This is a genomic window from Sphingopyxis sp. JAI108 (assembly GCF_013410105.1).
GTDB classification, from domain to species: domain Bacteria; phylum Pseudomonadota; class Alphaproteobacteria; order Sphingomonadales; family Sphingomonadaceae; genus Sphingopyxis; species Sphingopyxis chilensis.
The window spans coordinates 235,770-258,963 of sequence record NZ_JACCCJ010000002.1 but is presented as its reverse complement, the minus strand read 5'-3'; the positions used below and the strand labels follow the sequence as shown (position 1 = coordinate 258,963).

22 protein-coding genes are annotated in these 23,194 nt (G+C 66.0%); 9 read left to right on the top strand and 13 right to left on the bottom strand.

Going from position 1 to position 23,194, the window contains the following annotated elements; translation table 11 throughout:
- Positions 1-4: 4 nt before the first annotated feature.
- From HDC29_RS12295 to HDC29_RS12265, 7 genes are all read left to right on the top strand, one after another.
- Positions 5-1,096 carry a Zn-dependent alcohol dehydrogenase gene (locus tag HDC29_RS12295; RefSeq protein ID WP_179497929.1) on the top strand — a complete coding sequence of 364 codons (1,092 nt, stop codon included), beginning with the start codon at positions 5-7 and terminating at the stop codon, positions 1,094-1,096.
- Positions 1,093-2,160 carry a phosphotransferase family protein gene (locus HDC29_RS12290; protein ID WP_179497928.1) on the top strand — a complete coding sequence of 356 codons (1,068 nt, stop codon included), beginning with the start codon at positions 1,093-1,095 and terminating at the stop codon, positions 2,158-2,160. The genes HDC29_RS12295 and HDC29_RS12290 overlap by 4 nt, the downstream gene beginning before the upstream one ends.
- Positions 2,157-2,933 (top strand): SDR family NAD(P)-dependent oxidoreductase, encoded by a 777-nt coding sequence (locus HDC29_RS12285; RefSeq protein WP_179497927.1) that lies wholly within the window; start codon positions 2,157-2,159, stop codon positions 2,931-2,933. Before HDC29_RS12290 ends, HDC29_RS12285 begins: the two co-directional genes overlap by 4 nt.
- Positions 2,933-3,736 (top strand): SDR family NAD(P)-dependent oxidoreductase, encoded by an 804-nt coding sequence (locus HDC29_RS12280; RefSeq protein ID WP_179498880.1) that lies wholly within the window; start codon positions 2,933-2,935, stop codon positions 3,734-3,736. The genes HDC29_RS12285 and HDC29_RS12280 overlap by 1 nt, the downstream gene beginning before the upstream one ends.
- Positions 3,737-3,749: 13 nt before the next feature.
- Entirely contained in the window at positions 3,750-4,952 is a 1,203-nt protein-coding gene (locus HDC29_RS12275) for a serine hydrolase (RefSeq protein WP_179497926.1), read from the top strand.
- Positions 4,953-4,976: 24 nt separating this feature from the next.
- Positions 4,977-7,010 (top strand): 3-hydroxyacyl-CoA dehydrogenase NAD-binding domain-containing protein, encoded by a 2,034-nt coding sequence (locus HDC29_RS12270; protein ID WP_179497925.1) that lies wholly within the window; start codon positions 4,977-4,979, stop codon positions 7,008-7,010.
- A gap of 143 nt (positions 7,011-7,153) precedes the next feature.
- On the top strand, positions 7,154-7,390 hold the full coding sequence (locus tag HDC29_RS12265) for a hypothetical protein (protein ID WP_179497924.1): 237 nt from the start codon (positions 7,154-7,156) through the stop codon (positions 7,388-7,390).
- Between the two features lie 25 nt (positions 7,391-7,415).
- Here HDC29_RS12265 and mmsB read toward each other — a convergent pair whose 3' ends face one another.
- From mmsB to HDC29_RS12225, 8 genes are all read right to left on the bottom strand, one after another.
- Positions 7,416-8,291, bottom strand: a complete 876-nt coding sequence (gene mmsB / locus HDC29_RS12260; protein WP_257018258.1) for a 3-hydroxyisobutyrate dehydrogenase — start codon at positions 8,289-8,291, stop codon at positions 7,416-7,418.
- A 1-nt stretch (position 8,292) separates the two neighbouring features.
- Positions 8,293-9,075, bottom strand: a complete 783-nt coding sequence (locus HDC29_RS12255; RefSeq protein WP_179497923.1) for an enoyl-CoA hydratase-related protein — start codon at positions 9,073-9,075, stop codon at positions 8,293-8,295.
- Positions 9,076-9,151: 76 nt separating this feature from the next.
- Complete coding sequence (locus tag HDC29_RS12250) at positions 9,152-10,198, bottom strand: enoyl-CoA hydratase/isomerase family protein (protein WP_179497922.1); 1,047 nt, start codon at positions 10,196-10,198, stop codon at positions 9,152-9,154.
- On the bottom strand, positions 10,195-11,340 hold the full coding sequence (locus HDC29_RS12245) for an acyl-CoA dehydrogenase family protein (RefSeq protein ID WP_179497921.1): 1,146 nt from the start codon (positions 11,338-11,340) through the stop codon (positions 10,195-10,197). Before HDC29_RS12245 ends, HDC29_RS12250 begins: the two co-directional genes overlap by 4 nt.
- 2 nt (positions 11,341-11,342) lie before the next feature.
- Positions 11,343-11,738 carry a RidA family protein gene (locus tag HDC29_RS12240; protein ID WP_179497920.1) on the bottom strand — a complete coding sequence of 132 codons (396 nt, stop codon included), beginning with the start codon at positions 11,736-11,738 and terminating at the stop codon, positions 11,343-11,345.
- On the bottom strand, positions 11,731-12,036 hold the full coding sequence (locus HDC29_RS12235; protein WP_179497919.1) for an I78 family peptidase inhibitor: 306 nt from the start codon (positions 12,034-12,036) through the stop codon (positions 11,731-11,733). The genes HDC29_RS12240 and HDC29_RS12235 overlap by 8 nt, the downstream gene beginning before the upstream one ends.
- 23 nt (positions 12,037-12,059) lie before the next feature.
- A complete protein-coding gene (locus HDC29_RS12230) occupies positions 12,060-12,578 on the bottom strand; it encodes a hypothetical protein (protein WP_179497918.1) in 519 nt (172 codons plus the stop codon).
- A gap of 70 nt (positions 12,579-12,648) precedes the next feature.
- Complete coding sequence (locus HDC29_RS12225) at positions 12,649-14,151, bottom strand: CoA-acylating methylmalonate-semialdehyde dehydrogenase (RefSeq protein ID WP_179497916.1); 1,503 nt, start codon at positions 14,149-14,151, stop codon at positions 12,649-12,651.
- Between the two features lie 98 nt (positions 14,152-14,249).
- Between HDC29_RS12225 and HDC29_RS12220 the strand changes: the two genes are divergently transcribed.
- A complete protein-coding gene (locus HDC29_RS12220) occupies positions 14,250-15,137 on the top strand; it encodes a LysR family transcriptional regulator (protein ID WP_179498876.1) in 888 nt (295 codons plus the stop codon).
- On the opposite strand, the gene HDC29_RS12215 is transcribed toward HDC29_RS12220, so the two are convergent.
- The 4 genes from HDC29_RS12215 to HDC29_RS12200 are packed head-to-tail and all read right to left on the bottom strand — an operon-like array spanning position 15,134 to position 19,989.
- Complete coding sequence (locus tag HDC29_RS12215) at positions 15,134-16,453, bottom strand: mannitol dehydrogenase family protein (protein WP_373562800.1); 1,320 nt, start codon at positions 16,451-16,453, stop codon at positions 15,134-15,136. The two genes, HDC29_RS12220 and HDC29_RS12215, sit on opposite strands and share 4 nt — an antisense overlap.
- The gene (gene uxaC, locus HDC29_RS12210) at positions 16,450-17,862 is read right to left on the bottom strand and encodes a glucuronate isomerase (protein WP_179497912.1); all 1,413 of its coding nucleotides are present in this window, start codon (positions 17,860-17,862) and stop codon (positions 16,450-16,452) included. The genes HDC29_RS12215 and uxaC overlap by 4 nt, the downstream gene beginning before the upstream one ends.
- Positions 17,863-17,866: 4 nt before the next feature.
- Positions 17,867-19,174, bottom strand: a complete 1,308-nt coding sequence (locus HDC29_RS12205; protein WP_179497910.1) for an MFS transporter — start codon at positions 19,172-19,174, stop codon at positions 17,867-17,869.
- 20 nt (positions 19,175-19,194) lie between these two features.
- The gene (locus HDC29_RS12200; RefSeq protein ID WP_306455583.1) at positions 19,195-19,989 is read right to left on the bottom strand and encodes a 2-keto-4-pentenoate hydratase; all 795 of its coding nucleotides are present in this window, start codon (positions 19,987-19,989) and stop codon (positions 19,195-19,197) included.
- A 100-nt stretch (positions 19,990-20,089) separates the two neighbouring features.
- Between HDC29_RS12200 and HDC29_RS12195 the strand changes: the two genes are divergently transcribed.
- Positions 20,090-21,586 (top strand): UxaA family hydrolase, encoded by a 1,497-nt coding sequence (locus tag HDC29_RS12195; protein WP_179497908.1) that lies wholly within the window; start codon positions 20,090-20,092, stop codon positions 21,584-21,586.
- On the opposite strand, the gene HDC29_RS12190 is transcribed toward HDC29_RS12195, so the two are convergent.
- A complete protein-coding gene (locus HDC29_RS12190) occupies positions 21,583-23,184 on the bottom strand; it encodes a family 43 glycosylhydrolase (protein WP_218844574.1) in 1,602 nt (533 codons plus the stop codon). The two genes, HDC29_RS12195 and HDC29_RS12190, sit on opposite strands and share 4 nt — an antisense overlap.
- Positions 23,185-23,194: the final 10 nt, after the last annotated feature.

The following is a 23,194-nucleotide window of genomic DNA, read 5'->3' as shown; positions in this document are numbered from 1 at the left end:
TATTGTGACCAAAGCCGCGATTCTGATCGAACCGGGCAAGCCGCTGTCGATCGAGGACGTCGTCGTTGCCGATTGCGGCCCGCACGAGGTGCGGATTCGTACCGCCGCGTGCGGGCTGTGCCATTCGGACCTGCATTTCATCGACGGCGCCTATCCGCACCCCCTCCCTGCCATTCCCGGCCATGAGGCCGCAGGGATCGTCGAGGCGGTCGGCAGCGAGGTGCGCACGGTGAAGGTCGGCGATGCGGTCGTCACTTGCCTTTCCGCCTTTTGCGGGCACTGCGAGTTCTGCGTCACCGGGCGCATGTCGCTGTGCATGGGCGGCGACACGCGCCGCGCCGTCGGCTCCGCGCCGCGCATCACGCGTCCCGACGGGTCGCCGGTCAACCAGATGCTCAACCTGTCGGCCTTTGCCGAAACGATGCTGGTCCATGAACATGCGTGCGTCGCGATCGACCCCGACATGCCGCTCGACCGCGCCGCGGTCATCGGCTGCGCGGTGACGACGGGCGCGGGGACGATCTTCAATGCGTGCAAGGTGACGCCGGGCGAAACCGTCGCGGTCGTCGGCTGCGGCGGGGTGGGCCTCGCGACGATCAACGCCGCCAAGATCGCGGGCGCGGGCCGCATCATCGCCGCCGATCCGGTGCCGGAGAAACGCGCGCTGGCGGTGAAGCTCGGCGCCACCGACGTCGTCGATGCACTCGCCGACGATGCCGCGAAGCAGATCCTCGAGATCAGCAAGGGCGGCGTCGACCATGCGATCGAAGCGGTGGGGCGTCCGGCTTCGGCGAACCTTGCAGTCGCGTCGCTGCGCCGCGGCGGCACCGCGACGATCCTCGGCATGATGCCGCTGTCCGAAAAGGTCGGGCTCAGCGCGATGGACCTGCTGTCGGGCAAGAAATTGCAGGGTGCGATCATGGGCGGCAACCGCTTCCCGGTCGACATCCCCCGCCTCGTCGATTTTTACCTCCGCGGCCTGCTCGACCTCGACTCGATCGTCGCCGAGACGATCCCGCTGGCCAAGGTCAACGAGGGGTTCGACAAGATGCGAAAGGGCGACGCCGCGCGGTCGGTGATCGTTTTCGACCAATGACATTAGACGCGCAAAAGGCTTTCAGCGGCACCGTCGCGCCCGAGGGTGCCGATGTCCTCGACGAAGCGAAGCTGACCGCGTGGATGGAAGCCAATGTGGAGGGGTTCGAAGGCCCGCTGACGCAGCATAAATTCGCCGGCGGCCAGTCGAACCCGACGTACAAGATCTCGGCCGCGTCGGGCAATTATGTGCTGCGCCGCAAGCCGTTCGGTCCGCTGCTCCCGTCGGCGCACGCGGTCGACCGCGAGTATAAGGTGCAGGCGGGACTCCACAAGATGGGCTTCCCGGTCGCGCGCCAATACGGGCTTTGCACCGATGACTCGGTGGTTGGCAGCTGGTTCTACGTCATGTCCATGGTCGATGGCCACACCATCTGGGACGGCGCGATGCCGGGATCGACGCCGGAAAATCGCCGCGCCACTTACGAGGCGATGATCGACACGCTCGCGGCGCTGCACAGCGTCGATGTCGAGGCGGCGGGGCTCTCCGATTTCGGCAAGCCCGGCAATTATTTCGGGCGCCAGGTCGACCGCTGGACCAAGCAATACCGTCTCGCCGAGACCGAGACGATGGACGAGATGGAAAAGCTGATCGCGTTCCTGCCGGCAAGCCTGCCCGAGCAGACGCGCACCAGCGTCGTCCACGGCGACTATCGCATCGACAACATGATCTATGCCAAGGATCGCGCGCAAGTGCTCGCGGTGCTCGACTGGGAGCTGTCGACCTTGGGCGATCCGCTCGCCGATTTCACCTATGTCGCGATGGCGTGGGTGACCGAGAATGGCGGGCGTTCGGGGGTGATGGACCTCGACCGCAAGGCGCTCGGGATTCCCGAATTGGACGAGATGGTCGAGCGCTATTGCGCCGCCACCGGACGCGACGGCGTGCCCGACATGAACTGGTATTTCGCTTATAATTTCTTCCGCCTCGCGGGAATCATCCAGGGCATCAAGAAGCGCGTGATCGAGGGCACCGCCTCGTCGCAGCACGCCAAGGACATGTCCGAACGCGTCCGTCCGCTCGCCGAGCGGGCGTGGGACTTTGCGAGGAAGGCCGGCGCATGAGCCTGTTCGATATGAGCGGCCAGGTCGCGCTGATCACCGGATCGTCGCGCGGCATCGGCAAGGCCACGGCGGAGGCAATGGCCGAACAGGGCGCGAAGGTCGTGATTTCGAGCCGAAAGCAGGATGCGTGCGATGCGACAGCGGCGGAGATCAATGCGCGGTTCGGCGAAGGCACCGCGATTTCGGTCGCCGCCAACATCTCGTCGAAGGACGACCTCCAGAATCTGGTGAACGAGACGCGCGCCGCGTTCGGCAAGATCACTGCGCTCGTCTGCAACGCGGCGTCGAACCCCTATTATGGCCCCGGCCTTGGCATCACCGACGACCAGTTCCGCAAGATCATGGACAATAATATCCTGTCCAACCACTGGCTGATCACGATGGTCGCGCCCGAAATGCTCGAACGCGGCGAAGGGTCGATCACGATCATCAGCTCGATCGGCGGGCTGAAAGGATCGCCGATCATCGGCGCTTACGGGATTTCGAAGGCCGCCGACATGCAGGTCGCGCGCAACTTCTCGGTCGAATTCGGCCCCAAGGGCGTGCGCGTCAACTGCATCGCGCCGGGGCTGGTGCGCACCGACATGGCACGCGCCTTGTGGGAAAATCCCGAAAATCTCAAACGCTCGACCGCCGCCTCGACGCTGAAGCGCATCGGCGAACCGCACGAGATCGCGGGCGCCGCGGTCTTCCTCGCCAGCAAGGCGGGGGCATTCACCACCGGCCAGACCATCGTGTGCGATGGCGGGGCCACGATTTCGGGAGGCGCATGATGGGCGCGTTGGACGGCAAGGTTGCGATCATCACGGGTGCCGGTTCGGGTATCGGCCGCGCGAGCGCGTTGCGCTTCGCCGCCGAGGGCGCGAAGCTCGTCATCGGCGACAAGAGCGCGGCGGTGCACGAGACGGCGCAAATGGTGAAGGACGCGGGGGGCGAGGCCGTCGGGCTCGAAATCGACGCCGGCGTCGAAGCCGATGTGGCGTCGCTCGTTGCGACCGCGAAAGACACTTATGGCGCGCTCGACGTCGCCTTCGCCAACGCCGGGATCATCGGCGACATGGGCGGCATCTTCGATTTCGATCCCGATGCCTGGGCCGAGACGCTGCGCGTCAACCTGATCGGCCCCGCGCTGATGGTGAAACATGCGGGCAAGGCGATGGTCGACCAGGGCCGCGGCGGCGCGATCGTGCTGACCGCGAGCGTCGCGGGGATAAATTCGGGTGCGGGTCCGGGCGCCTATTCGGCGTCGAAGGCAGGGGTGATCAACCTTGCCAAGGTCGCGGCGCAGCAGCTGTCGACGAGCGGCGTGCGCGTCAACGCCGTCTGCCCCGGCCTGACCGAAACGGGAATGACCAAGCCGACCTTCGATTATGCCAAGGCGAAGGAAGTCACGCACAAGTTGGGCCAATTGAACCCGCTCCGCCGCGCGGCGCAGCCCGAGGAGCTTGCCAATGTCGCGCTGTTCCTCGCGAGCGATCAGGCGAGTTACGTCAACGGGCAGGCGATCGCGGTCGACGGCGGGCTGACCAGTTCGCATCCGGTGACGCGCCAGTTGCTTGGCCAGACCTCGCACTGATAGGCAGCCACGCATGACACATGGATTCGACACGACGCGGCTGGACCGCATCCCCGCCTTTCTCGCCGCCAAATATGTCGGCGCCGGCCGGCTGCCGCACGCGGCGACGCTCGTGTCGCGGCGCGGCGAGATCGCGCACCAGTCCGTCATCGGCGACGCGCGGCCGGGCGAGGCGCTGAAAGACGATGCCATCTTCCGCATCGCGAGCATGACCAAGCCGATCACCAGCATCGCCTTCATGATGCTGGTCGAGGAGGGCAAGGTGGCGCTGTCCGATCCGCTGGTCAAATATTGCCCCGAGTTCAAGGAAACCGGCGTGTTCGTTGCGGGCGGCGGCAATGTCCCGTTCCTGACGCGGCCGCCGGCACAACCGATCCGCATGGTCGACCTGCTGCGCCATACGTCGGGGCTGACCTATGGTTTCCAGGAGCGCACCCCGGTCGATGCCGCGTATCGCAAGGCGCGGATCGACGATTTCGACGCCGATTATTCGATGGACAGCTTCATCGCCGACCTCGCGAAAATCCCGCTGCAGTTCGATCCGGGCGCGCACTGGAATTATTCGATGGCGACCGACGTGCTCGGCGCGGTGATCGAGCGGATCGAGGGCAAGCCGTTCGCAGAGGTGTTGCAGGAGCGCATCTTTGGCCCGCTCGGCATGGTCGATACCGGGTTCAAGGTGCCCGCCGACCAGCAGCACCGGCTCGCCGACGCCTATGCTTTCCACCCGAAAGACAAGATGCAGGGCTTTGACGAAGGCGCGCGCAGCCGCTGGGCGAAGGACAGGAGCTTTCATTCGGGCGGCGGCGGGCTCGCCTCGACGCTCCACGATTATCACCGTTTCTGCCTGATGCTGCTCGGCGGCGGCAAGCTGGACGATACACGGATTATCAGCCGCAAGACGCTCGACCTGATGACAGCGAACCACCTTCCCGGCGGCGGCGATTTGACGCAGCATAGCGTCGGTATTTTCAGCGAAGATGAAAATGCGGGCGTAGGTTTCGGGCTCGGCTTTGCCGTCACGCTCGATCCGGCGCGCACGGGTATCCCCGGCTCGGTCGGCGACTTTTACTGGGGCGGCATGTTTTCGACCGGCTTCTTCGTCGATCCGGTCGAGGAAATCTGCATGGTCTTCATGACCCAGCTCATGCCCTCCTCCACCTATCCCGTGCGGCGCGAGGTCAAGACATTGGTCCACGCCGCGATTGATGACTGACATCCAGACCCAAGGAGTTCTCCCATGACCGAAGAAACCCCCGTTTCCGTCACGATGGAAAAGGATGGCGAAATCGCCGTCATCATCGTCAACAACCCTCCCGTGAACGCGCTGAGCTGGCACGTCCGTCAGGGACTCGAAGATAATTTTGGCGCCGCGCTCGCCGACGATAGCGTGCAGGCGATCGTGCTGCGCTGCGCCGGCGCGACCTTCATCGCGGGCGCCGACATCAGCGAATTCGGCAAGCCGCCGCGCGGCCCCGATTTCAACGCGGTGCTGAACAGCATCGAAGCGGCGTCGAAGCCGGTCGTCGCGGCGATCCACGGCACGGCGCTCGGCGGCGGTCTGGAGACCGCGCTCGTCTGTCATTACCGCATCGCCGTTCCTTCGGCGAAGCTTGGCGTGCCCGAAGTGAAGCTCGGCCTGCTGCCCGGCGCGGGCGGTACCCAGCGGCTGCCGCGCGTCGTCGGGGTCGAAGCCGCGGCGACGATGACCTCGACCGGCGACCCGCTGCCCGCCGCCAAGGCGAAAGAGCTCGGCCTTGTCGACGAACTCGCGGGCGAGGACAGCCTGGCCCAGGACGCCATTGCCTTTGCGCGCGCCAAGATCGCCGACGGCCCGCGCCCGACGCGCGAGCGCCCGGTGTTCGGCGACGTCGCGGTGATCGAAAAGCTGAAGGCCGCCAACGCCAAGCGTTGGCGCGGGTTCGAGGCGCCTTACGCTAACCTCGCCTGCGTCGAAGCCGCGACGCGCCTGCCGTTCGAGGAAGGCCTCGCGTTCGAGCGCGAGCAGTTCATGAAGCTGATGTTCGGCAGCCAGTCGGCGGCGCAGCGCCACATCTTCTTCGCCGAGCGCCAGGCGGCGAAGATCGACGGCCTGCCGAAGGATACGCAGCTGCGCGAGATCAAGAAGGTCGGCATCATCGGCGCCGGCACGATGGGCGGCGGCATCATGATGAACTTCCTGCAAAAGGGCATCCCGTGCACGATCGTCGAAATGCAGCAGGACGCGCTCGACCGCGGGCTGGGCGTCGTGCGCAAGAATTACGACGCCTCGGCCGCCAAGGGCCGCTTCAAGCCCGAGCAGGTCGATGCGATGATGGGGCTGATCACCCCGTCGCTCAGCCTCGACGCGCTGGCCGACTGCGACCTCATCATCGAGGCGGTCTATGAGAATATGGACGTCAAGAAGGACATTTTCGGCAAGCTCGACAAGATCGCGAAGCCCGGCGCGATCCTCGCGTCGAACACCTCCTATCTCGACATCGACGAAATCGCGACCGCGACGAGCCGTCCCGGCGACGTGCTGGGCATGCACTTCTTCTCACCCGCCAACGTCATGAAGCTGCTCGAGGTCGTGCGCGGCGACAAGACCGCACCCGATGCGCTGGCGACGGCGATGGCGATCGGCAAAAAGATCGGCAAGGTCGCCGTGGTCGCGGGCGTGTGCGACGGCTTTATCGGCAACCGGATGCTCAAGCCGCGCCAGATGGAGGCGATGAAGCTGCTGCTCGAAGGCGCGACGCCGGCGCAGGTCGACAAGGTGCATGTCGAGTTCGGGATGCCGATGGGGCCGTTCCAGATGAGCGACCTTGCCGGCGTCGACATCGGCTGGCACCGCGACCCCAACCGCATCGAAAGCATCCGCGATGCGCTCGCCGCCGAAGGCCGCTGGGGCCAGAAGAAGCAGGCGGGCTTTTACGACTATGACGAAAAGCGCACGCCGAGCGAAAGCCCGCGCGTTGCCGAGATCATCGAGGAATTCCGCCAAAAGGCGGGGGTCGAGAAGCGCGAGATCACCGATCAGGAGATCATCGAGCGCACCCTCTATCCGATGGTCAACGAAGGCGCGCTGATCCTCGCCGAAGGCAAGGCGCAGCGCGCGAGCGACATCGATGTCGTGTGGATCTATGGCTATGGCTGGCCGGTCTATCGTGGCGGCCCGATGTTCTGGGCGGGGCTGGAAGGCACCGACAAGATCGTCGCGGCGCTCGAGAAACATGGTTTCGAAATCGCGCCGTTGCTGAAAGAGAAAGCGGAAGCGAAGTCGGGCTTCTAAGCCCCGTCCGCTTACGAAAAGCAGGCCGTCTGTCCCAGCGCGGGGCAGGCGGCCTTTCTTTTGCTTCGCGACCGCCACAGGTGCGACCGGAAACTTGCGATTCAGGGTTAAAGCGGTGGCAACACCTGCCGTTACGGCAGAATATGAACGCCATGTCCCTCCTCGCCGTCCTCCTGCTTTCCGGCAGCGTGCCGGCATCAGCCCCGGTGGCGGCGCCGAAGGCGACGGCGGTCGGGATTGCGCGGGCGCGCATCCTGTCGCCCGCCGAGGTGCGGCGCTTCGGGGACCGGATCGAGGTCAGGACCGGCGAGCGCAAGGCCCCGACGCAGGTGCATCGCACCGAACGCAGCGATGGCGGCGAGACGGCGGACTTTTACTGAACCCGATCCCCGTTGGATGAGGGCGTTAGCCCTGCAACGTCTTGATGATCGCCGAAAAGTCGCGGCCGTCCCTGTCGGCCTCGACAAAGGCTTCGTAGAGTTCGCGTGCCTTCGATCCCATCGGGACGTCGGCATCGACGCTTGCAGCGGCCTCCATCGCGAGGCGGAGATCCTTGAGCATCAGCGCCGCGGCGAAGCCGCCCTTGTAATCATTGTCGGCAGGCGTCGTCGGGCCGACGCCGGGGAGCGGCGCGTAGCTGGTCAGCGACCAGCATTGCCCCGACGACACGCTGGCGATGTCGAAAAATTTCTGCGGGTCGAGCCCGAGTTTCTGCGCGAGCGCGAGCGTCTCGCACGTCGCGACCATCGAGGCGCCGAGCAGCATGTTGTTGCAGATCTTCGCCGCCTGCCCCGCGCCCGCGTCGCCGGCGTGGATCACCGCCTTGCCCATTTTCGCAAGGATCGGTTCGGCGCGCGCGAAGCCCTCGTCGGTGCCGCCGACCATGAACGTCAGCGTGCCGGCATTGGCGGCGGCGATGCCGCCCGACACGGGCGCGTCGACGGCGACGAGGCCCGCGTTAGCGGCGGCTTCGATATTACTCCGCGCCGTCGCGACATCAATTGTTGAGCAATCGAGCAGGAGGGTGCCGTCGGCGGCGTGCGGGAAGACGTCGGCTTCATAGACCGACGCGACATGCTTGCCCGCGGGGAGCATCGTGACAACGGCTTCGGCGCCGGTGACGGCTTCCGCAGCGGAGGCAGCGCGCGAACAGCCCGCTTCGACGGCGCGCGCGAACGCCTCTTCGCTGAGGTCGAAGGCGCGGACCTCATGCCCTGCCTTCGCGAGGTTCGCGGCCATCCCGCCGCCCATATTGCCGAGTCCGATAAAAGCGATTTTCATGTCACCGTCCCTTCCAAACGCCTTCGCGCTTCTCGATGAAGGCAGCCATGCCTTCGGCCTTGTCCTCGGTCGCGGCGAGGATCTGGAACAGGCGGCGTTCGTAGATGAGGCCCTGGTCGAGTGTGGTTTCGAACGCGGCGTTGACCATATCCTTGTTCACCATCGCGGCCATCGGCGGCATCGACGCAATCGTCGTCGCGGTCTTGACCGCTTCGTCGACCAGCGTCGCATGTTCGACGACGCGCGCGACGAGGCCTGAGCGTTCGGCCTCCGCGGCATCCATCATCCGGCCGGTCAGGCACATTTCCATCGCCTTCGCCTTGCCGACCGCGCGGGTCAGCCGCTGCGACCCACCCATGCCAGGCGCGACGCCAAGCTTGATTTCGGGCTGGCCGAATTTCGCCTTGTCCGATGCGATGATGAAATCGGCCATCATCGCAAGTTCGCAGCCGCCGCCGAGCGCGAAGCCGTTCACCGCGGCGATCCAGGGCTTCCTCACCTTTTTCACGAAGTCGCTCGTCCATTTCGAGAAGAAATCTTCGAGGTAGAAATCGGACGCGGGCTTGTCGGCCATTTCCTTGATGTCGGCGCCCGCGGCGAAGGCCTTGTCGCCCGAGCCGGTGAGGACGGCGCAGCGCTGGCCGGGGTCGGCCTCGAAGGCGGCGAAGGCGGCGATCAGGTCGTCGAGAACGCCCGAATTGAGCGCGTTCAGCGCCTGTGGGCGGTTGAGCGTCACGAGCGTGACGGCGCCGCGCGTTTCGACGAGAAGGGTTTCGTAGGTCATTCGGCAATCTCCTTCGTCATTCCGGCGAAGCCCGGAATCTCGACGATGAGACCCCGGCCTGCGCCGGGGTGACGGTTTAGGTTAGAGGGGTCCATTTCTCATTTTCAGGCAATGGCGCGAAGATCGCGTCGATCCAGTCTTCGGTCACCGCTTCGGGGGTCGGCGGGTCCCATCGCGGGCTGTTGTCCTTGTCGATAATCAACGCGCGGACGCCTTCGATGAAATCGTGCATCTGAACGACGCGGCTGCCGATCGCATATTCCTGGCGCATCTGCTCGGCGAAGTCGTGCATCTCGCCGCCCTCCTTGAGCTGGCGGAGCGCGACCTTGCACGTCTGCGGGCTTTTGGTGCGCAGCGTCGCGAGCTCCTTTTCGGCCCATTCGCCGCCGTCGGCTTCGAGCGCGGCGAGGATCTCCTCATAGGTGTCGCTCGCGAACAGGCGGTTGATCCGTTCGATATGCTGGGTGATCGCGGCGGGCGGCGCGGTAACCGACAATTCGCCCAGGATGCCGCCGATACGGGTCGGATCGACCGCGATGCGCGCCTTCGCCTCGGCGAGCTTTTCGGACGGGAGGTAATGGGTGGCGAGGCCGAGCGCCAAGCACTCCGCCCCGTCGAGCCGCGCGCCGGTGAGCGCGAGATAGGCGCCGACGCGGCCTTCGAGGCGCGGCAGGTACCAGCCGCCGCCGACGTCGGGGAACAGACCGATCCCCGTCTCGGGCATCGCGAAGCGCGTATGTTCGGTCGCGACGCGATATTTCGCCGGTTGCGAAATGCCGACCCCGCCGCCCATGGTGATGCCGTCCATGAAGGCGACGACCGGCTTGGGGTAAGTGAAGAGCAGGTGGTTGAGGCGGTATTCGGTGTGGAAGAACAGGCGTGCTTCCTTCCCGTCCTTCGCGCCGCTCTCCGCAAGCATGCGGATGTCGCCGCCAGCGCAGAAGCCGCGGCCTTCGCTATGATCGATGATCACCGCCTCGACCGCAGCGTTGCCCTGCCACTTCAGCAGCGCGTCGATCATCGCTTCGCACATGGCGAGGTTGAGCGCGTGGATCGCCTTGGGGCGGTTGAGCGCAATGTGCCCGACGCGGACGTCGGTCGAAATCAAAACATCGTCCGTCATTGGCGCAGCAGGTCCCTTCCGACGATCATCCGCATCACCTGGTTGGTGCCTTCGAGGATCGAATGGACGCGCAGGTCGCGCCAGAAACGCTCGATCGGATAATCTTTCAGATAGCCGTAGCCGCCGAACAGTTGCAGCGCGTCGTTGACGATCTTGCTGCCGCTGTCGGTCGCGAGCCGTTTCGCCATCGCCGAAAAGCGCGACTTGTCGGGGGCGTTCGCGGTGACCTTTGCTGCGGCCATGTAGAGCAGAGCGCGCGCGGCTTCGAGGTCGGTCGCCATGTCGGCGAGCATGAACTGGGTGTTCTGGAAATCGGCGATCGGCTGCCCGAACTGCTGGCGGTCCTTGGTGTAAGCAATTGCCTCGTCGAGGCAGCGCTGCGCGCCGCCCAGCGAGCAGGCGCCGATATTGAGACGGCCGCCGTCGAGCCCCGCCATCGCGAAGCGGAAGCCGTCGCCCTCGGCGCCGACGAGATTTTCGACCGGCACGCGGCAATCCTCGAAGATCACCTGCGCGGTGGGGGAAGCGTTCCAGCCGAGCTTTTTCTCGGGCGCGCCGAAGCTGAGGCCCGGCGTGTCCTTTTCGACGACGAGGCAGCTGATCCCCTTCGACTTTTCCTCGCTGGTGCGGACCATGCACACATAGATGTCGTTGTAGCCCGCGCCCGAGATGAACTGTTTGGTGCCGTTGAGCACATAATGGTCGCCGTCGCGTTTTGCCGACGCCTTGAGCGCCGCGGCGTCGGACCCCGAGCCGGGTTCGGTGAGGCAATAGCTCGCGATCTTCTCCATGCTGACAAGCTCGGGCAGGAAGCGCGCCTTGATCTCCGCGCCGCCGAAGCGGTCGATCATCCAGGTCGCCATATTGTGGATCGAGATATAGGCGCTGGTCGCGGGGCAGCCATAGGCCATCGCCTCCATGATCAGCGCCGCCTCCATCCGGCCGAGCCCGATGCCGCCCGATTCCTCGGCGACGTAAATCGCGCCGAAACCCAACTCGCCCGCCGCCTTCCATACGTCGACGGGATAATGATTTTTTTCGTCCCATTCGGCCGCGAAGGGCGTGATGCGGTCGGCGGTGAATTTGCACGCCATGTCCTGGATGGCGAGCTGGTCATCGGTAAGCTGGAACTGGTCGGTCATGGTCATTTCTCTAGAATCGCCTCCGCTTCGATTTCGACTTTCCACTCGGGGCGGATCAGCGCCGGGATGACGAGCATCGTCGCCGCCGGGCGGATATCGCCGAACACCGCGCCGTGGGCGCGGCCGACGAGGTCGGCGTCGGCGGCGTCGGTGATATACATGCGCGTGCGGACGACATCGACGAAGCTGCCGCCGAGCGCTTCGAGCGCCTCGCCGATGATCGTCAGGCAACGCGCCGCCTGTACCCCCGCATCGCCGGGAGTCGAGCTTCCATCGGGCTCGATCGGCGCGCAGCCGGCGACGTCGATGCGGCTGCCCACCCGAACCGCGCGGCTGTAGCCATAGACGGGTTCGAACGGGGAGGCCGAGCTATGATTGCGCCGGCTGGAATCAGCCACAAGTGACCTGCGTGATCTTGTAAGCGTCGTCGTACATGATGTTCACGCGGTCCTGACGATAGTCCATCGTCATCGCCGAGCGCGGCGGGCCCCAGCGAAGCGTGCGGGCACCCGATGCCTTGAGAATCGTACCGCCGAGGTCGGGGGTCGCGGTCTGCCCGACATAGGATTGCACCGCTTCCACCTTGCACGTCATTTCGGCTTCGGGCGGCGGCGGGGCCGATTCGACGGGGGGCCGCTCCTGCGTACAGGCGGCGAGGGGCAGGACGGCGGCGATTGCGAGCAGGCGAAAGTCCATCGTAAATCTCCCTTTCGAAAATATTATCCGGCGCAGCGCGTATAGCGCATCGCGTCCGCGGCGGCACCCTCACCCGAATCGCGGCGCACGAGCGTCTTGCCGCCATCGGCGAGGTCGAGTTGCATCCGGCGATCCCATTCCTCACCTTCGCCGCTGAACTTGTAATCGGCGACGATGCTGCCCGCGTCGCTTGCCTGAACGCGCGCGAGTTCGCCGTGCGATTCGAAGAAGCGCAGGTTGGTCGCATCGATCGTCAGCGCGGTCAGGTCGGTGCCCCGTCGTGCGGCGCAATCGGCGGCCTTGAGCGCCCAGCGGCCACGGATCGCGGGCGGGATTGTTTTGCCGTCGACCTGGTCGTCGGCTTCGGCCGTTGCCGGCGCCTTGGCCTCGGCGTCCGCCTCGGGCGTTTCGGCGGGCGCCGGACGCTCGGCCTTTTGCAGCGGGCCGACATTCGAGCTGGCTTCGGGGCCCGATTCGTCGTCCTGACCGCCGCTGCACGCGGCAAGCAGCAAAAGCGCCGCAGGCATTGTCCATCGCATCATCGTCATTCTCCTTCGTGGGAGAAATGTTCGACCGGGCGCACTGGTTTCACTGGCGCGCCCGGTGAGCCCGTCAGCCCATCGTCGGGATGACGAAAGCGTTGCCGGCGTCGCCAGCCCCACCCACCCCGTCGGGCCAGCGCTGGGTGATCGTCTTGACCTTGGTCCAGAATTTCACGCCTTCCATGCCATGCTGGTTGGTGTCGCCGAACGCCGAGCGCTTCCAGCCGCCGAAGCTGTGATAGGCGACCGGCACCGGGATCGGCACGTTGATCCCGACCATGCCGACCTGCACGCGCGCGGCAAACTCGCGCGCGGCGTGGCCGTTGCGCGTGAAGATCGCGACCCCGTTGCCATATTGGTGCTTGCTGGGCAGTTCGAGCGCGGTTTCGAAATCGGGGGCGCGGACGATCTGGAGCACGGGGCCGAAGATTTCTTCCTTGTAGCTTTCCATGTCGGGGGTGACGTGGTCGAACAGGGTCGGGCCGACGAAAAAGCCCTTTTCGTGGCCCTGCAAGGTGAAGCCGCGGCCGTCGACGACGAGCTCGGCGCCTTCGTCGGCGCATTTGGCGATCCAGCCTTCGACCTTTTCCTTGTGCGCCTCTGTCACCACGGGGCCGTAATGCGCCTCGGCATCGGTCGACACGCCGACGCGCAGCGCCTCGATCGCCGGGATCAGCTTTTCGCGCAGGCGGTTGGCCGTGTCCTCGCCCACGGGGACGACGACGGGCAGCGCCATGCAGCGTTCGCCCGCCGAGCCGAAGGCGGCGCCGGTGAGGTCGTTCACGACCTGATCGAGATCGGCGTCGGGCATGACGATGCCGTGGTTCTTCGCGCCGCCCATCGCCTGCACGCGCTTGCCGTTCGCGACGCCGCGGTTGTAGACATAATGCGCGATGTCCGACGAGCCGACAAAGCTGACCGCGCCGATGTCGGGATGGTCGAGGATCGCGTCGACCATTTCCTTGTCGCCGTGGACGGTCTGGAAAATGCCCTCGGGCATACCTGCCTCAAGAAACAGTTCCGACAGCCGCACCGGCACCGACGGGTCGCGCTCGCTGGGCTTCAAAATGAAGGCGTTGCCCGTCGCGGTCGCGACGCCGCCCATCCACAGCGGGATCATCGCGGGGAAGTTGAACGGGGTGATGCCGGCGCCGATGCCGATCGGCTGGCGCATCGAATAGACATCGATGCCGGGGCCGGCGCCCTGCGTATATTCGCCCTTAAGCACATGCGGGATGCCGCAGCAGAATTCGATGACTTCGAGGCCGCGCTGGATATCGCCCTTTGAATCGGCGATCACCTTGCCATGTTCGGACGAGAGCATTTCGGCGAGCTGGTTCATATTCGCTTCGACGAGGCGCTTGAATTCGAACATCACGCGCGCGCGGCGCTGCGGATTGGTGGCGGCCCAGGCAGGCTGCGCGGCCTTGGCGGCAGCGACGGCGCGGTCGAGCAGCACACGGTCGCCGAGCGCGACCTGCGCCTGCACGCCGCCATTGTTCGGGTCGAAGACATCGCCCTGGCGGGCGCTGCCGCCGGCACCGCCGACGATGTGATGGTCGATCTGTCGCATGTCCGAGTCTCCCGTAAAAATCTTGCCGATGCAACAGCCCAACCGGCGGCCGATGGCAAGGGATAGACTTGCAGTCCGATACTGCATATTTGCAGCTTATGGACTGGGACAAGCTGCAATATTTCCTGTTCGTCGCACGCCACGGCTCGCTTGCGCGCGCCGGGGCGGCGCTCCACGTCGACGCAACGACGGTGAGCCGCCAGATCAGCGCGCTCGAAACCGCGCTCCAGCAGACGCTCTTCGAACGCGCGACGACGGGTTTCGTTCTGACTGCGGCGGGCCGGGCGCTCGTTCCGCATGCCGAAGCGATGGCCGCGGCGGCGGCGCGCATCCACAAGGCTTCCGAAGGCGGGTCGGCGCTGTCGGGGCAACTCCGCGTCAGCGTGTCCGAAGGCTTCGGCAACAGCTTCATCGCGCCGCGCCTCGCGGGTTTCGTGGCGGCGCACCCCGAGCTCGAGATCGACCTGGTCGCCTCGTCGGGTTTCCTCAACCCGTCGCGGCGCGAGGCCGATATGGCGGTGTTGCTCGCGCGCCCGCGCAAGGGCCCGCTGATCACGCGCAAACTGTCCGATTACAGCCTCGGCATCTACGCGCCCGCCGACCGCCCCGACTGGCACCAAGCGGTCGCCGCCGCGCCGCTGTCGCGCACCGGCATCCCGGTGATCGGCTATATGCCCGACATCCTCTACGCCCCCGAACTCGACTATCTGGGCGAGATCGAGCCGGGACTTCGCGCGACGGTGCGCTCGTCGTCGATCCTCGCGCAGCGGCGGATGATCGCGGGCGGAGCGGGGGTCGGCGTGCTGCCCTGCTTCCTTGCGAGCGGCGATCCGGCGCTGGTGCGCGTGCGGGGCGAACAGACGGTCGCGCGTGCCTTCTGGCTCGCGCTCCACCGCGACGTCGCGCCGCAGCCGCGGATAAGGGCGTTCATCGACTGGCTCGACACCGAGGTGCGCGAGAGCCGGGGGCTGCTGGTTCCGACCTAGGCCGGCCGCCACTCCGACGCGATCAGACCATCTTCGCCGAACAGTTTTGCCATCGCATCCGGACCCGCCGCCGCTTCGCGTAGCTTGTCGGCGAGCGGATCGTCGATCGGGTGATCGCTGCGCAGGAAGGCGATCCATGCCGCGATCGCGGATTCGAGCGAGGAGCACCGCGCCCCGCGTTGCTGATGCCACGCCAGCGTCTCGAGCCAGCGCTGCGGGATCTTCTGACTGCCGTCCATCGCGATCTGGACCAGCCGATGGTTCAGCGCGGGATTGGCGAAGCGGTCGAGCAGCGCATCGGCATAGGCAGCGAGGTCCTGTCCCGGCGCCGCCGCGATCGTCGGCGCGGCCTCGGCGCGCATCAGCCGCTCGATCACCGGACGAACATCGGCGTCGGCGATCGCCTGATGGACATAGTCATGCCCCTTTCCAAGCCCGATATAGGCAAGTGCCGAATGCGCGCCGTTGAGCATCCTGAGCTTGGCGGTCTCATAGGGGGCGACGTCCGCGACAAGTTCGGCCCCGACATTTTCCCAGCGCGGGCGCGGGCCGGCGAAATCATCCTCGATCACCCACTGGCTGAAGCCTTCGGTGACCACCGCCCCGTCGTCGCGCGCACCGAGAGTGGCCTCGATGGCGGCACGGTCGGCGTCGGTCGTCGCGGGGACGATGCGGTCGATCATCGTCGAGGGAGCGCGGCATTCGCTGTCGAACCACCCAAGCACATCGGAATATTCGGCGGCGAGATACTGGCGCATCAGCGCCTTCAGCGCCGCGCCATTGCCGGCGAGATTGTCGCAGCTGAGCAGCGTCAGCCCGCCAAGCCCCGCTGCCTTGCGCGCGGCAAGTCCGGCGCCGACAAAGCGATAGAGGCTCGGCGCACCACGCGCGGCGGCGAGATCGAGCGTGCCATCGGCGCCGCGGAGATAACCCTTCTCGGTAACCGTGAAGCTCACGATATGCGTCGTCGGCGCGGCGATGGCGTCGATGACCGCCTGCGCGTCGTCGGCCGCGACGAGCACATGTCGCACCGCACCGACCACGCGCAGCCGCGTCCCGGCCGCGCGACGCGTCGCGACGGTGTAGAGCCCGCCTTGCGGGTTCAGCTGCGCCGCGACGCCGCCCGAGCGGAGCGACACGCCGATGATGCCCCAGTCGCGATCGCCCGCGTTCATCGCGTCGTCGGTGTAGACCGCCTGATGCGCGCGGTGAAAGGCGCCGATGCCGATATGGACGATGCCGGCCGCCTGGACGGCGCGGTCGTAGTCCGGCGCCTGCACCGACGCCGGGAGTGCCGTATCGGGGCCGAGCCTCACAGCTTGTACGCCGCCTTCGCGAGATTGTAGCTGAGGTCGGCCGCGAGCTCCGCCGCCTCCCATTCCTCGAGTCTGTGCTCGGCAACGAGCTGCGCGAGGAAGCCGCAATCGATACGCCGCGCGACATCGTGGCGCGCCGGGATCGACAGGAAGGCGCGGGTGTCGTCGTTGAAGCCGACCGTGTTGTAGAAGCCTGCGGTCTCGGTCATCTGGTTCCTGAAGCGGCGCATCCCTTCGGGGCTGTCGTGGAACCACCACGCCGGGCCGAGCTTCAGCGCCGGATAATGACCCGCAAGCGGCGCCAACTCTCTCGCGTAGCTCGTCTCGTCGAGGGTGAAGAGGATGATCGTCAGCGCGGCTTCGTTGCCATATTTGCCGAGGAGCGGACGCAGCGCGTGGACATAGTCGGTCGCCATCGGAATATCGGCGCCCTTGTCGCGGCCATAGTTCGCGAACAACCACGGATTGTGATTGCGGAACGCGCCGGGGTGGATCTGCATGACGAGACCGTCATCAAGGCTCATCCCCGCCATTACCGTCAGCATATGCGCGCGGAACAGCTCGGCATCGGCGGCGCTGACATCGGCGCCGGTGACGCGCGCGAACAGCGCCTCGGCCTCGGCCTCGGACAGGTTGGCGGTCGCCGCGGTCGGATGGCCGTGATCGGTCGAGGTCGCGCCCATTTCGGCGAAGAAGGCGCGGCGATTGCGGTGCGCGGCGAGATAGCCCGCATAGCTGAACGCATCCTCGCCCGAGAGGTCGGAGAAGCGCTGGAGGTTGCCCTGAAAGCCCTCGAACTCGGGATCGACCACGGGGTCGGGGCGATAGGCGGTGATGACACGGCCCGCCCATTCGCCGCTGGCGTTGGCGGCGCGGATGACGGCATGATGTTCGAGCGTGTCGAGCGGGCTTTCGGTCGTCGCGATCACCTCGATCCCGAAGCGGTCGAACAGCGCGCGCGGGCGGAAGGCGTCGGTCGCCAGCGCCTCGGTGATCCGGTCGTAATAGAGGTCCGACGTCTCGGCCGAAAATTGCACGTCGAAGCCGAAGGCCTCGGCGAACACCCAGTCCATCCACATGCGGCTCGGCGTGCCGCGGAAGAGATGGTAGTTCCAGGCGAACAGCCGCCAGCTTTCACGCGGATCGGCTTGCCCGTCGCGGATGCCGAGCGCGTCGAGGGATATGCCCTGCGAATAGAGCATCCGGAACACATAATGGTCGGGGTGGAGCAGCAGCTCCGCCGCATTGCCGAAAGGCGCGTTGCCCGCGAACCAGCTCGGGTCGGTGTGCCCGTGCGGGCTGACGATCGGGAGATTCGCGACCTCCGCATAGAGCCGGCGCGCGATGTCGCGCTGCGCCGGATCGGACGGAAAGAGGCGGTCGGGGGAGAGGCGCAGCGGGCGCGGCATGGAGCTATTTTCCGCTTTCCACGCTGACCGGCTCGAGGCGCGGGCTCAGGATATGGACCGCGAGCACCGCGAGGAAATAGACGGTCGTGCAGGCCGCGAAGATGACCGTGTAATTGCCCCCCGTCGCGTCGAGCACGAGCCCGGTCGACTTCGCCATGATCATGCCGCCGACCCCGCCCATGAAGCCGCCGAGCCCGATCACCGAGCCGACCGCGCGTTTGGGGAACATGTCGGGCGGGATCGACAGGATCGTCGACGAAAAGGCCTGGTGCCCGGCGAGCGCGATGCCGATCAGCACGACCGCGAGCCACATATTGGCAAGGCCCGTGACGAACAGCAGGGGCAGCACGCAAAGGCCCGCGCCAATCATCGTGACCTTGCGCGCGAAATTGACGCTGTGGCCCGACTGGATCAGCTTCGACGACACCCAGCCGCCGAAGATGCTGCCGACGTCGGAGAGCAGATACATGATGATCATTGGCAGCAGCACGATCTTCAAGTCGACGTCATAGGTGGTGCTGAAATATTTGGGCAGCCAGAAGAGCATCAGGAACCACACCGGGTCGGTCAGGAATTTGGCGATCGCAAAGGCCCAGGCCTCGCGCTTGGTGACGATCTTGCTCCAGCCGATGCGCTCGATCTTTTCGGGCGGATCATGTTCGATCCACGCGAGCTCGGCCTCGCTGACCTTCCCGCTTTCGCGCGGGTTGCTGTAGAGCCAGAGCCAGAGGAGCAGGAGCAGGAGGCCGAAAGCGCCGGTGTAGATGAAGGTTTCGCGCCAGTCGAAGCCCAGCACGCGCATGCACAAGGCGACCGTCGGCGCGGTGAGGATAACGCCGATCGTCGTCGCGCTGTTGACCCAGCCGATCGCGTAGGAGCGTTCCTTTTGCGGGAACCATTCGCTCGACGCGCGGACGACCGACGGAAAATGCCCCGCCTCGCCGACGCCGAGGATGACGCGCGCGAGCATGAAGGAGACGACCGACGAGGCGAAACCATGCGCGACATGGCCGATCGTCCAGATCGCAATGGCGATTCCGTAGCCGATCTTGGGACCGAAGCGGTCGATCAGCCAGCCCATGAGCAGGAAGCCCAGCGCATAGGCGAACTGGAAGGCGGTGACGATGTTGCCATAGTCGTTCTCGGTCCACTTCAGCTCGTCGCCGAGCGTCGGCGCGAGCAGGCCGAGCATGGTGCGGTCGATATAATTGACCGTGGTAGCGGCGAACAGCACCGCGACGATCAGCCAGCGGTAGCGCCCCGACCGAGGCACCGGCGCCGCCGTCCCTCCGTCCGCGAATGCCTGTGCCATAATCCTCTCCTGTTGTTGGCTTAATAGCCTTTGATCGAGCAGCCGACGCGGATTTTTCCGTCGAAGATTGCTTCGGCACGCTGGCCCGGCCTGATTTCATGAATACCGGTGATCGCACCGGCGGACACCCATGTTCCGGGTGGAATAGCTATGCCGCGCGCGCGCAGGATTTCGATCAGGAACAGCGCCGAGCCGAAGGGGCCGTCGAGCATCGCTTCCATCGTCGCGGCGCCGACCGGCGCGCCGTCGATGGACATTGCCACGGGCATGCGGATGAGGTCGGCGTTCTGCCAATCGGCGATCGGCGGGCCGAGGACCAGCCCCTTGTTGTTGCCATAGTCCGACGCGGTGACCGCGGGACCGTGGCGATTGATCTCGGGAAAGGGCGAACTCGCGATTTCGATTCCCGTGCGGACGTCGGCGATGCAGCCGCGCACACTGTCGATATCATAGGCGCGCGTACCGACGTCGCCGAAGCAGAGCAGCACCTCGGCCTCGGCCGCGGCAAAGCCGGCAGCATAGACCGGCATCTCCGGCCGGTGGGCAACGCCATCGACGATTTCATCGGCGAAGATGGGGCCGGTCAGGCGGTTGCCGCCATAGCGATCGACAAGTTCGGGGGCGATTCGCCCGACCTTCCATCCGCCGATGCGGCGGCCGTCGAACGCGATCGCACGATCCTGGATCGCATAGGCCTCTGCCATCGTCTGCGGCATCGCGCCGGGATAGATGGTAAGCGGTGTCTTTCCCGCACGCGCGTCGATCAGGGCACGCGCCACATTCTCTTGATCGCTTGTCGCCAGCATCTTTCTCATTTCCCTCTCACGCGATGAGGTGTAAGAGACACCGGTGTCAAAGGCAAGCGAATATCGGATGTATGACAAATCTCTTCACCGCGCCGGACGCTGAGCGGCGATGACCGGCGAGAATGGAATCGAGGCGGTGCGGGTCCATGGCGCCGACAATGTCGCGACCGCGATTGCCGACATCGCGGCGGGAAGCATCCTGTCCGCCGACGGCCGCCTTCGGGCCGCGGCCGCGGTTGGACGCGGGCACAAGATCGCGCTCGCGCCGATCGCGCGCGGCGCGGCGGTGATCAAATATGGCTTTCCGATCGGCATCGCGACCGCCGACATCGCTCCCGGCGAGCATGTCCACAGCCACAATCTGGCGACCGCGCTCACCAGCGAGGGCGACTATCGCTATGTCCCGGGCGCATCCGACACGAAGCCCGAGGCCCCGCCGGCGTGGACTTTTCGCGGCTATGTCCGATCCGACGGACGCGTCGGGACGCGCAACGAAATCTGGATCCTGCCGACCGTCGGCTGCGTCGGCAACCTCGCCGCGCGCGTTGCAAGAATCGCCGGCGAACGCCATGCGGGACGCGTCGATGGCGTCCACGCTTTCAAACACCCCTTCGGCTGTTCGCAGCTTGGCGACGATCTCGGTCACACGCGCGCGCTACTCGCGGCGCTCGCGCAGCATCCCAATGCCGGCGGGGTGTTGATCGTCGGGCTCGGATGCGAAAGCAACCAGCTCGGCGCGCTGCTCGACCTGATCCCGGACGAGCGCCGCGCGCATATTCGGACCCTGTCGGCGCAGGCGGTCGAGGATGACGAAGCCGCCTGCCTCGCGCTGGTCGACGAGCTGGCCCAGCGGTGCGCCGACCAGCCGCGCAGCGAGGTGCCGCTCGCAAAGCTGGTGCTCGGCGTCAAATGCGGTGGCTCCGACGGCCTCTCGGGCCTCACCGCCAACCCGCTCGTCGGGCGCATGGCCGATGCCGTGGCGGCGGCAGGCGGCAAGGTGGTGCTGACCGAAATACCCGAAATTTTCGGCGCCGAGCAGCTGCTGATGGACCGCGCGGTATCGCGCGACGTGTTCGACGACACCGTCGCGCTCGTTCGCGATTTCAAGAATTATTTCGTTCGCCACGGCGAACCGGTGAGCGAGAATCCCTCGCCGGGCAATGTCGCGGGCGGGATCACGACGCTCGAGGAAAAATCGCTCGGCGCGGTGCAGAAGGGCGGCAAGGTGCCGCTCGTCGATGTCCGGCGCTATGGCGGCGAAGCCATGCTGTCCGGCCTGACCTTGCTCGAGGCGCCGGGCAATGATGCCGTCTCTTCGACCGCGCTGACCGCGGCGGGCGCGACGATTATCCTGTTCACCACCGGCCGCGGCACGCCGCTCGGCTTTCCGGCGCCGACGCTCAAGATCGCCTCCAACAGCGCGCTGGCGCAGCGCAAGGCGGGGTGGATCGACTTCGATGCGGGACAGGTGCTCGTCGCAGGTTTCGATGCTGCGTCGGGCGCGCTGCTCGACCTCATCGCCGCCACCGCCTCGGGCGGAGCGACGAAGGCCGAAGCCAATGAGGAGCGCGATATCGCGATCTGGAAGTCGGGTGTGACGCTTTAATCGAGCGCCCTGAAGGTGAAGTTGCGGAAGCGCGCCTCGCCCTGCCCCGCCGAATAGAGGCCGGGGCGCAGCATCAGGAAGCCGCCGCGCACATTATGGTGATATCCCGACACCTCCATGCCGCGGTCGAAGCGAACCCATGTCTTTCCGCCGTCGCCGCTGGTGTCATAGGTGACGATATGGCGGTCGTTGGTGACACGCATCCGCATCCGCGTCCCATGCGGGTTGGCGGGCCGTGCGCGTTCGATGCCATATTGGTGGGTGACGAACCGCGCGCCATCGAAGCCGAGCCCGCAATAAAGCTTTTCGTCGTAGAAGAGGATGAGCCCTGCCGTGCCGCCCGGCGCGATCTCGATATCGCATTCGAACCGGTACGCCTGGTCGCCGGCGATCAGCAGCAGCGGCGAGGAATCGACCGGCGCGGTGCCGCGCGCTTTCAGAATGAGCGCCCCATCCTCGACGTGTGCGCGACCGGCTTCGTCCGGCGCCGGCTTGAAGAAATTCCATTTCGCGCCGAGCGCGAGGCTCGCGAAATCGTCCGACAGCGCCATGCCGTGCGGCCCTGCGACCGTGCCGCCTTTCGGTTTCGCGATCGGCCGCGACAGGTCGCCGCCTTTCATGCGCAGCCAGCCGTCATCGGTCCATTCTACGGGATCGAGCAAAGCCTGCCGCCCGAGCGTCCAGTAACCATTCTCATAGCCGTGATAGACGCTCCACCAGTCGCCCGCCGGTCCTTCGACGAGCGTCGCATGACCGCGCGACCACCATTTTTCCGCCGCCGATCTGGTGCGGACGAGCGGATTGGCGCGGCAATTTTCCCATGGACCGTGGATCGATTTCGACCGCGCCGCGATCACCATATGGCCCGTTGGCGGCCCCGCCGTGCCGCCGACCGCAGTGATCATGTAATAATAATCGCCGCGCCGCGTGATCTTCGGCCCTTCGGGCGCGAAGCCTTCGACAACCCAGTCGGAAGGATAGCGCCACGGATCATAGACATGCTCGGGCTCGCCGATGCGTTCGAGGCCATCGTCCGAAAGCCTTACCCGGTCGCCGCCCGACAGGAACAGCCAGCGCGAGCCGTCCTCGCCGACCGCATGGCCGGGGTCGATATGGTCGGGCAGCTTCAGGTCGATCGGTTCGCTCCACGGACCCTCGATCCGGTCGGCCCAGATCACCCAGCTCGTGTTCGGGCCCTTGGTCGGAATGTAGAGATAGAAGCGGCCCCCGTGCTTGCACAGTTCGGGTGCCCATACCGACCCGATATTCTTGCGTAGCGCGGGGCCGATCGGGCGCCAGTTCACCAGGTCGCGCGAATGCCAGATGACCAGACCCGGATAGCTGTCGAAGGTCGAAAAGGTCATATAATAGTCGGCGCCATCCTTCAGGATCGACGGATCGGGATGGTCGCCCGCCATGATCGGATTGAGGAAGCGCCCGTCGCCGAGGTCGGCCTTGCGCTGGCCGTCGAAGCCCTTCGCCCCCGCCGGCGCGGGGCCGGAGCGAGCCGGCGCTGCCGGTGCCCTTGCCAAGGCGGCGGGGGCACCGAAGCCCGAGAAACCTGTCCCCAGCAGCCCGGCTCCGGCCAGCTTGAGCATGTCGCGGCGA

Coding starts and splice junctions, on each gene's coding strand:
- HDC29_RS12275 (WP_179497926.1), top strand. CDS start 3,750: ATGACACATGGATTCGACACGACGCGGCTGGACCGCATCCCCGCCTTT.
- HDC29_RS12225 (WP_179497916.1), bottom strand. CDS start 14,151: ATGCGACAGATCGACCATCACATCGTCGGCGGTGCCGGCGGCAGCGCC.
- HDC29_RS12190 (WP_218844574.1), bottom strand. CDS start 23,184: ATGCTCAAGCTGGCCGGAGCCGGGCTGCTGGGGACAGGTTTCTCGGGC.
- HDC29_RS12220 (WP_179498876.1), top strand. CDS start 14,250: ATGGACTGGGACAAGCTGCAATATTTCCTGTTCGTCGCACGCCACGGC.
- HDC29_RS12285 (WP_179497927.1), top strand. CDS start 2,157: ATGAGCCTGTTCGATATGAGCGGCCAGGTCGCGCTGATCACCGGATCG.
- HDC29_RS12250 (WP_179497922.1), bottom strand. CDS start 10,198: ATGACGGACGATGTTTTGATTTCGACCGACGTCCGCGTCGGGCACATT.
- HDC29_RS12270 (WP_179497925.1), top strand. CDS start 4,977: ATGACCGAAGAAACCCCCGTTTCCGTCACGATGGAAAAGGATGGCGAA.
- HDC29_RS12230 (WP_179497918.1), bottom strand. CDS start 12,578: ATGATGCGATGGACAATGCCTGCGGCGCTTTTGCTGCTTGCCGCGTGC.
- HDC29_RS12200 (WP_306455583.1), bottom strand. CDS start 19,989: ATGAGAAAGATGCTGGCGACAAGCGATCAAGAGAATGTGGCGCGTGCC.
- HDC29_RS12235 (WP_179497919.1), bottom strand. CDS start 12,036: ATGGACTTTCGCCTGCTCGCAATCGCCGCCGTCCTGCCCCTCGCCGCC.
- HDC29_RS12195 (WP_179497908.1), top strand. CDS start 20,090: ATGACCGGCGAGAATGGAATCGAGGCGGTGCGGGTCCATGGCGCCGAC.
- mmsB (WP_257018258.1), bottom strand. CDS start 8,291: ATGAAAATCGCTTTTATCGGACTCGGCAATATGGGCGGCGGGATGGCC.
- HDC29_RS12280 (WP_179498880.1), top strand. CDS start 2,933: ATGGGCGCGTTGGACGGCAAGGTTGCGATCATCACGGGTGCCGGTTCG.
- HDC29_RS12245 (WP_179497921.1), bottom strand. CDS start 11,340: ATGACCGACCAGTTCCAGCTTACCGATGACCAGCTCGCCATCCAGGAC.
- HDC29_RS12290 (WP_179497928.1), top strand. CDS start 1,093: ATGACATTAGACGCGCAAAAGGCTTTCAGCGGCACCGTCGCGCCCGAG.
- HDC29_RS12255 (WP_179497923.1), bottom strand. CDS start 9,075: ATGACCTACGAAACCCTTCTCGTCGAAACGCGCGGCGCCGTCACGCTC.
- HDC29_RS12205 (WP_179497910.1), bottom strand. CDS start 19,174: ATGGCACAGGCATTCGCGGACGGAGGGACGGCGGCGCCGGTGCCTCGG.
- HDC29_RS12265 (WP_179497924.1), top strand. CDS start 7,154: ATGAACGCCATGTCCCTCCTCGCCGTCCTCCTGCTTTCCGGCAGCGTG.
- uxaC (WP_179497912.1), bottom strand. CDS start 17,862: ATGCCGCGCCCGCTGCGCCTCTCCCCCGACCGCCTCTTTCCGTCCGAT.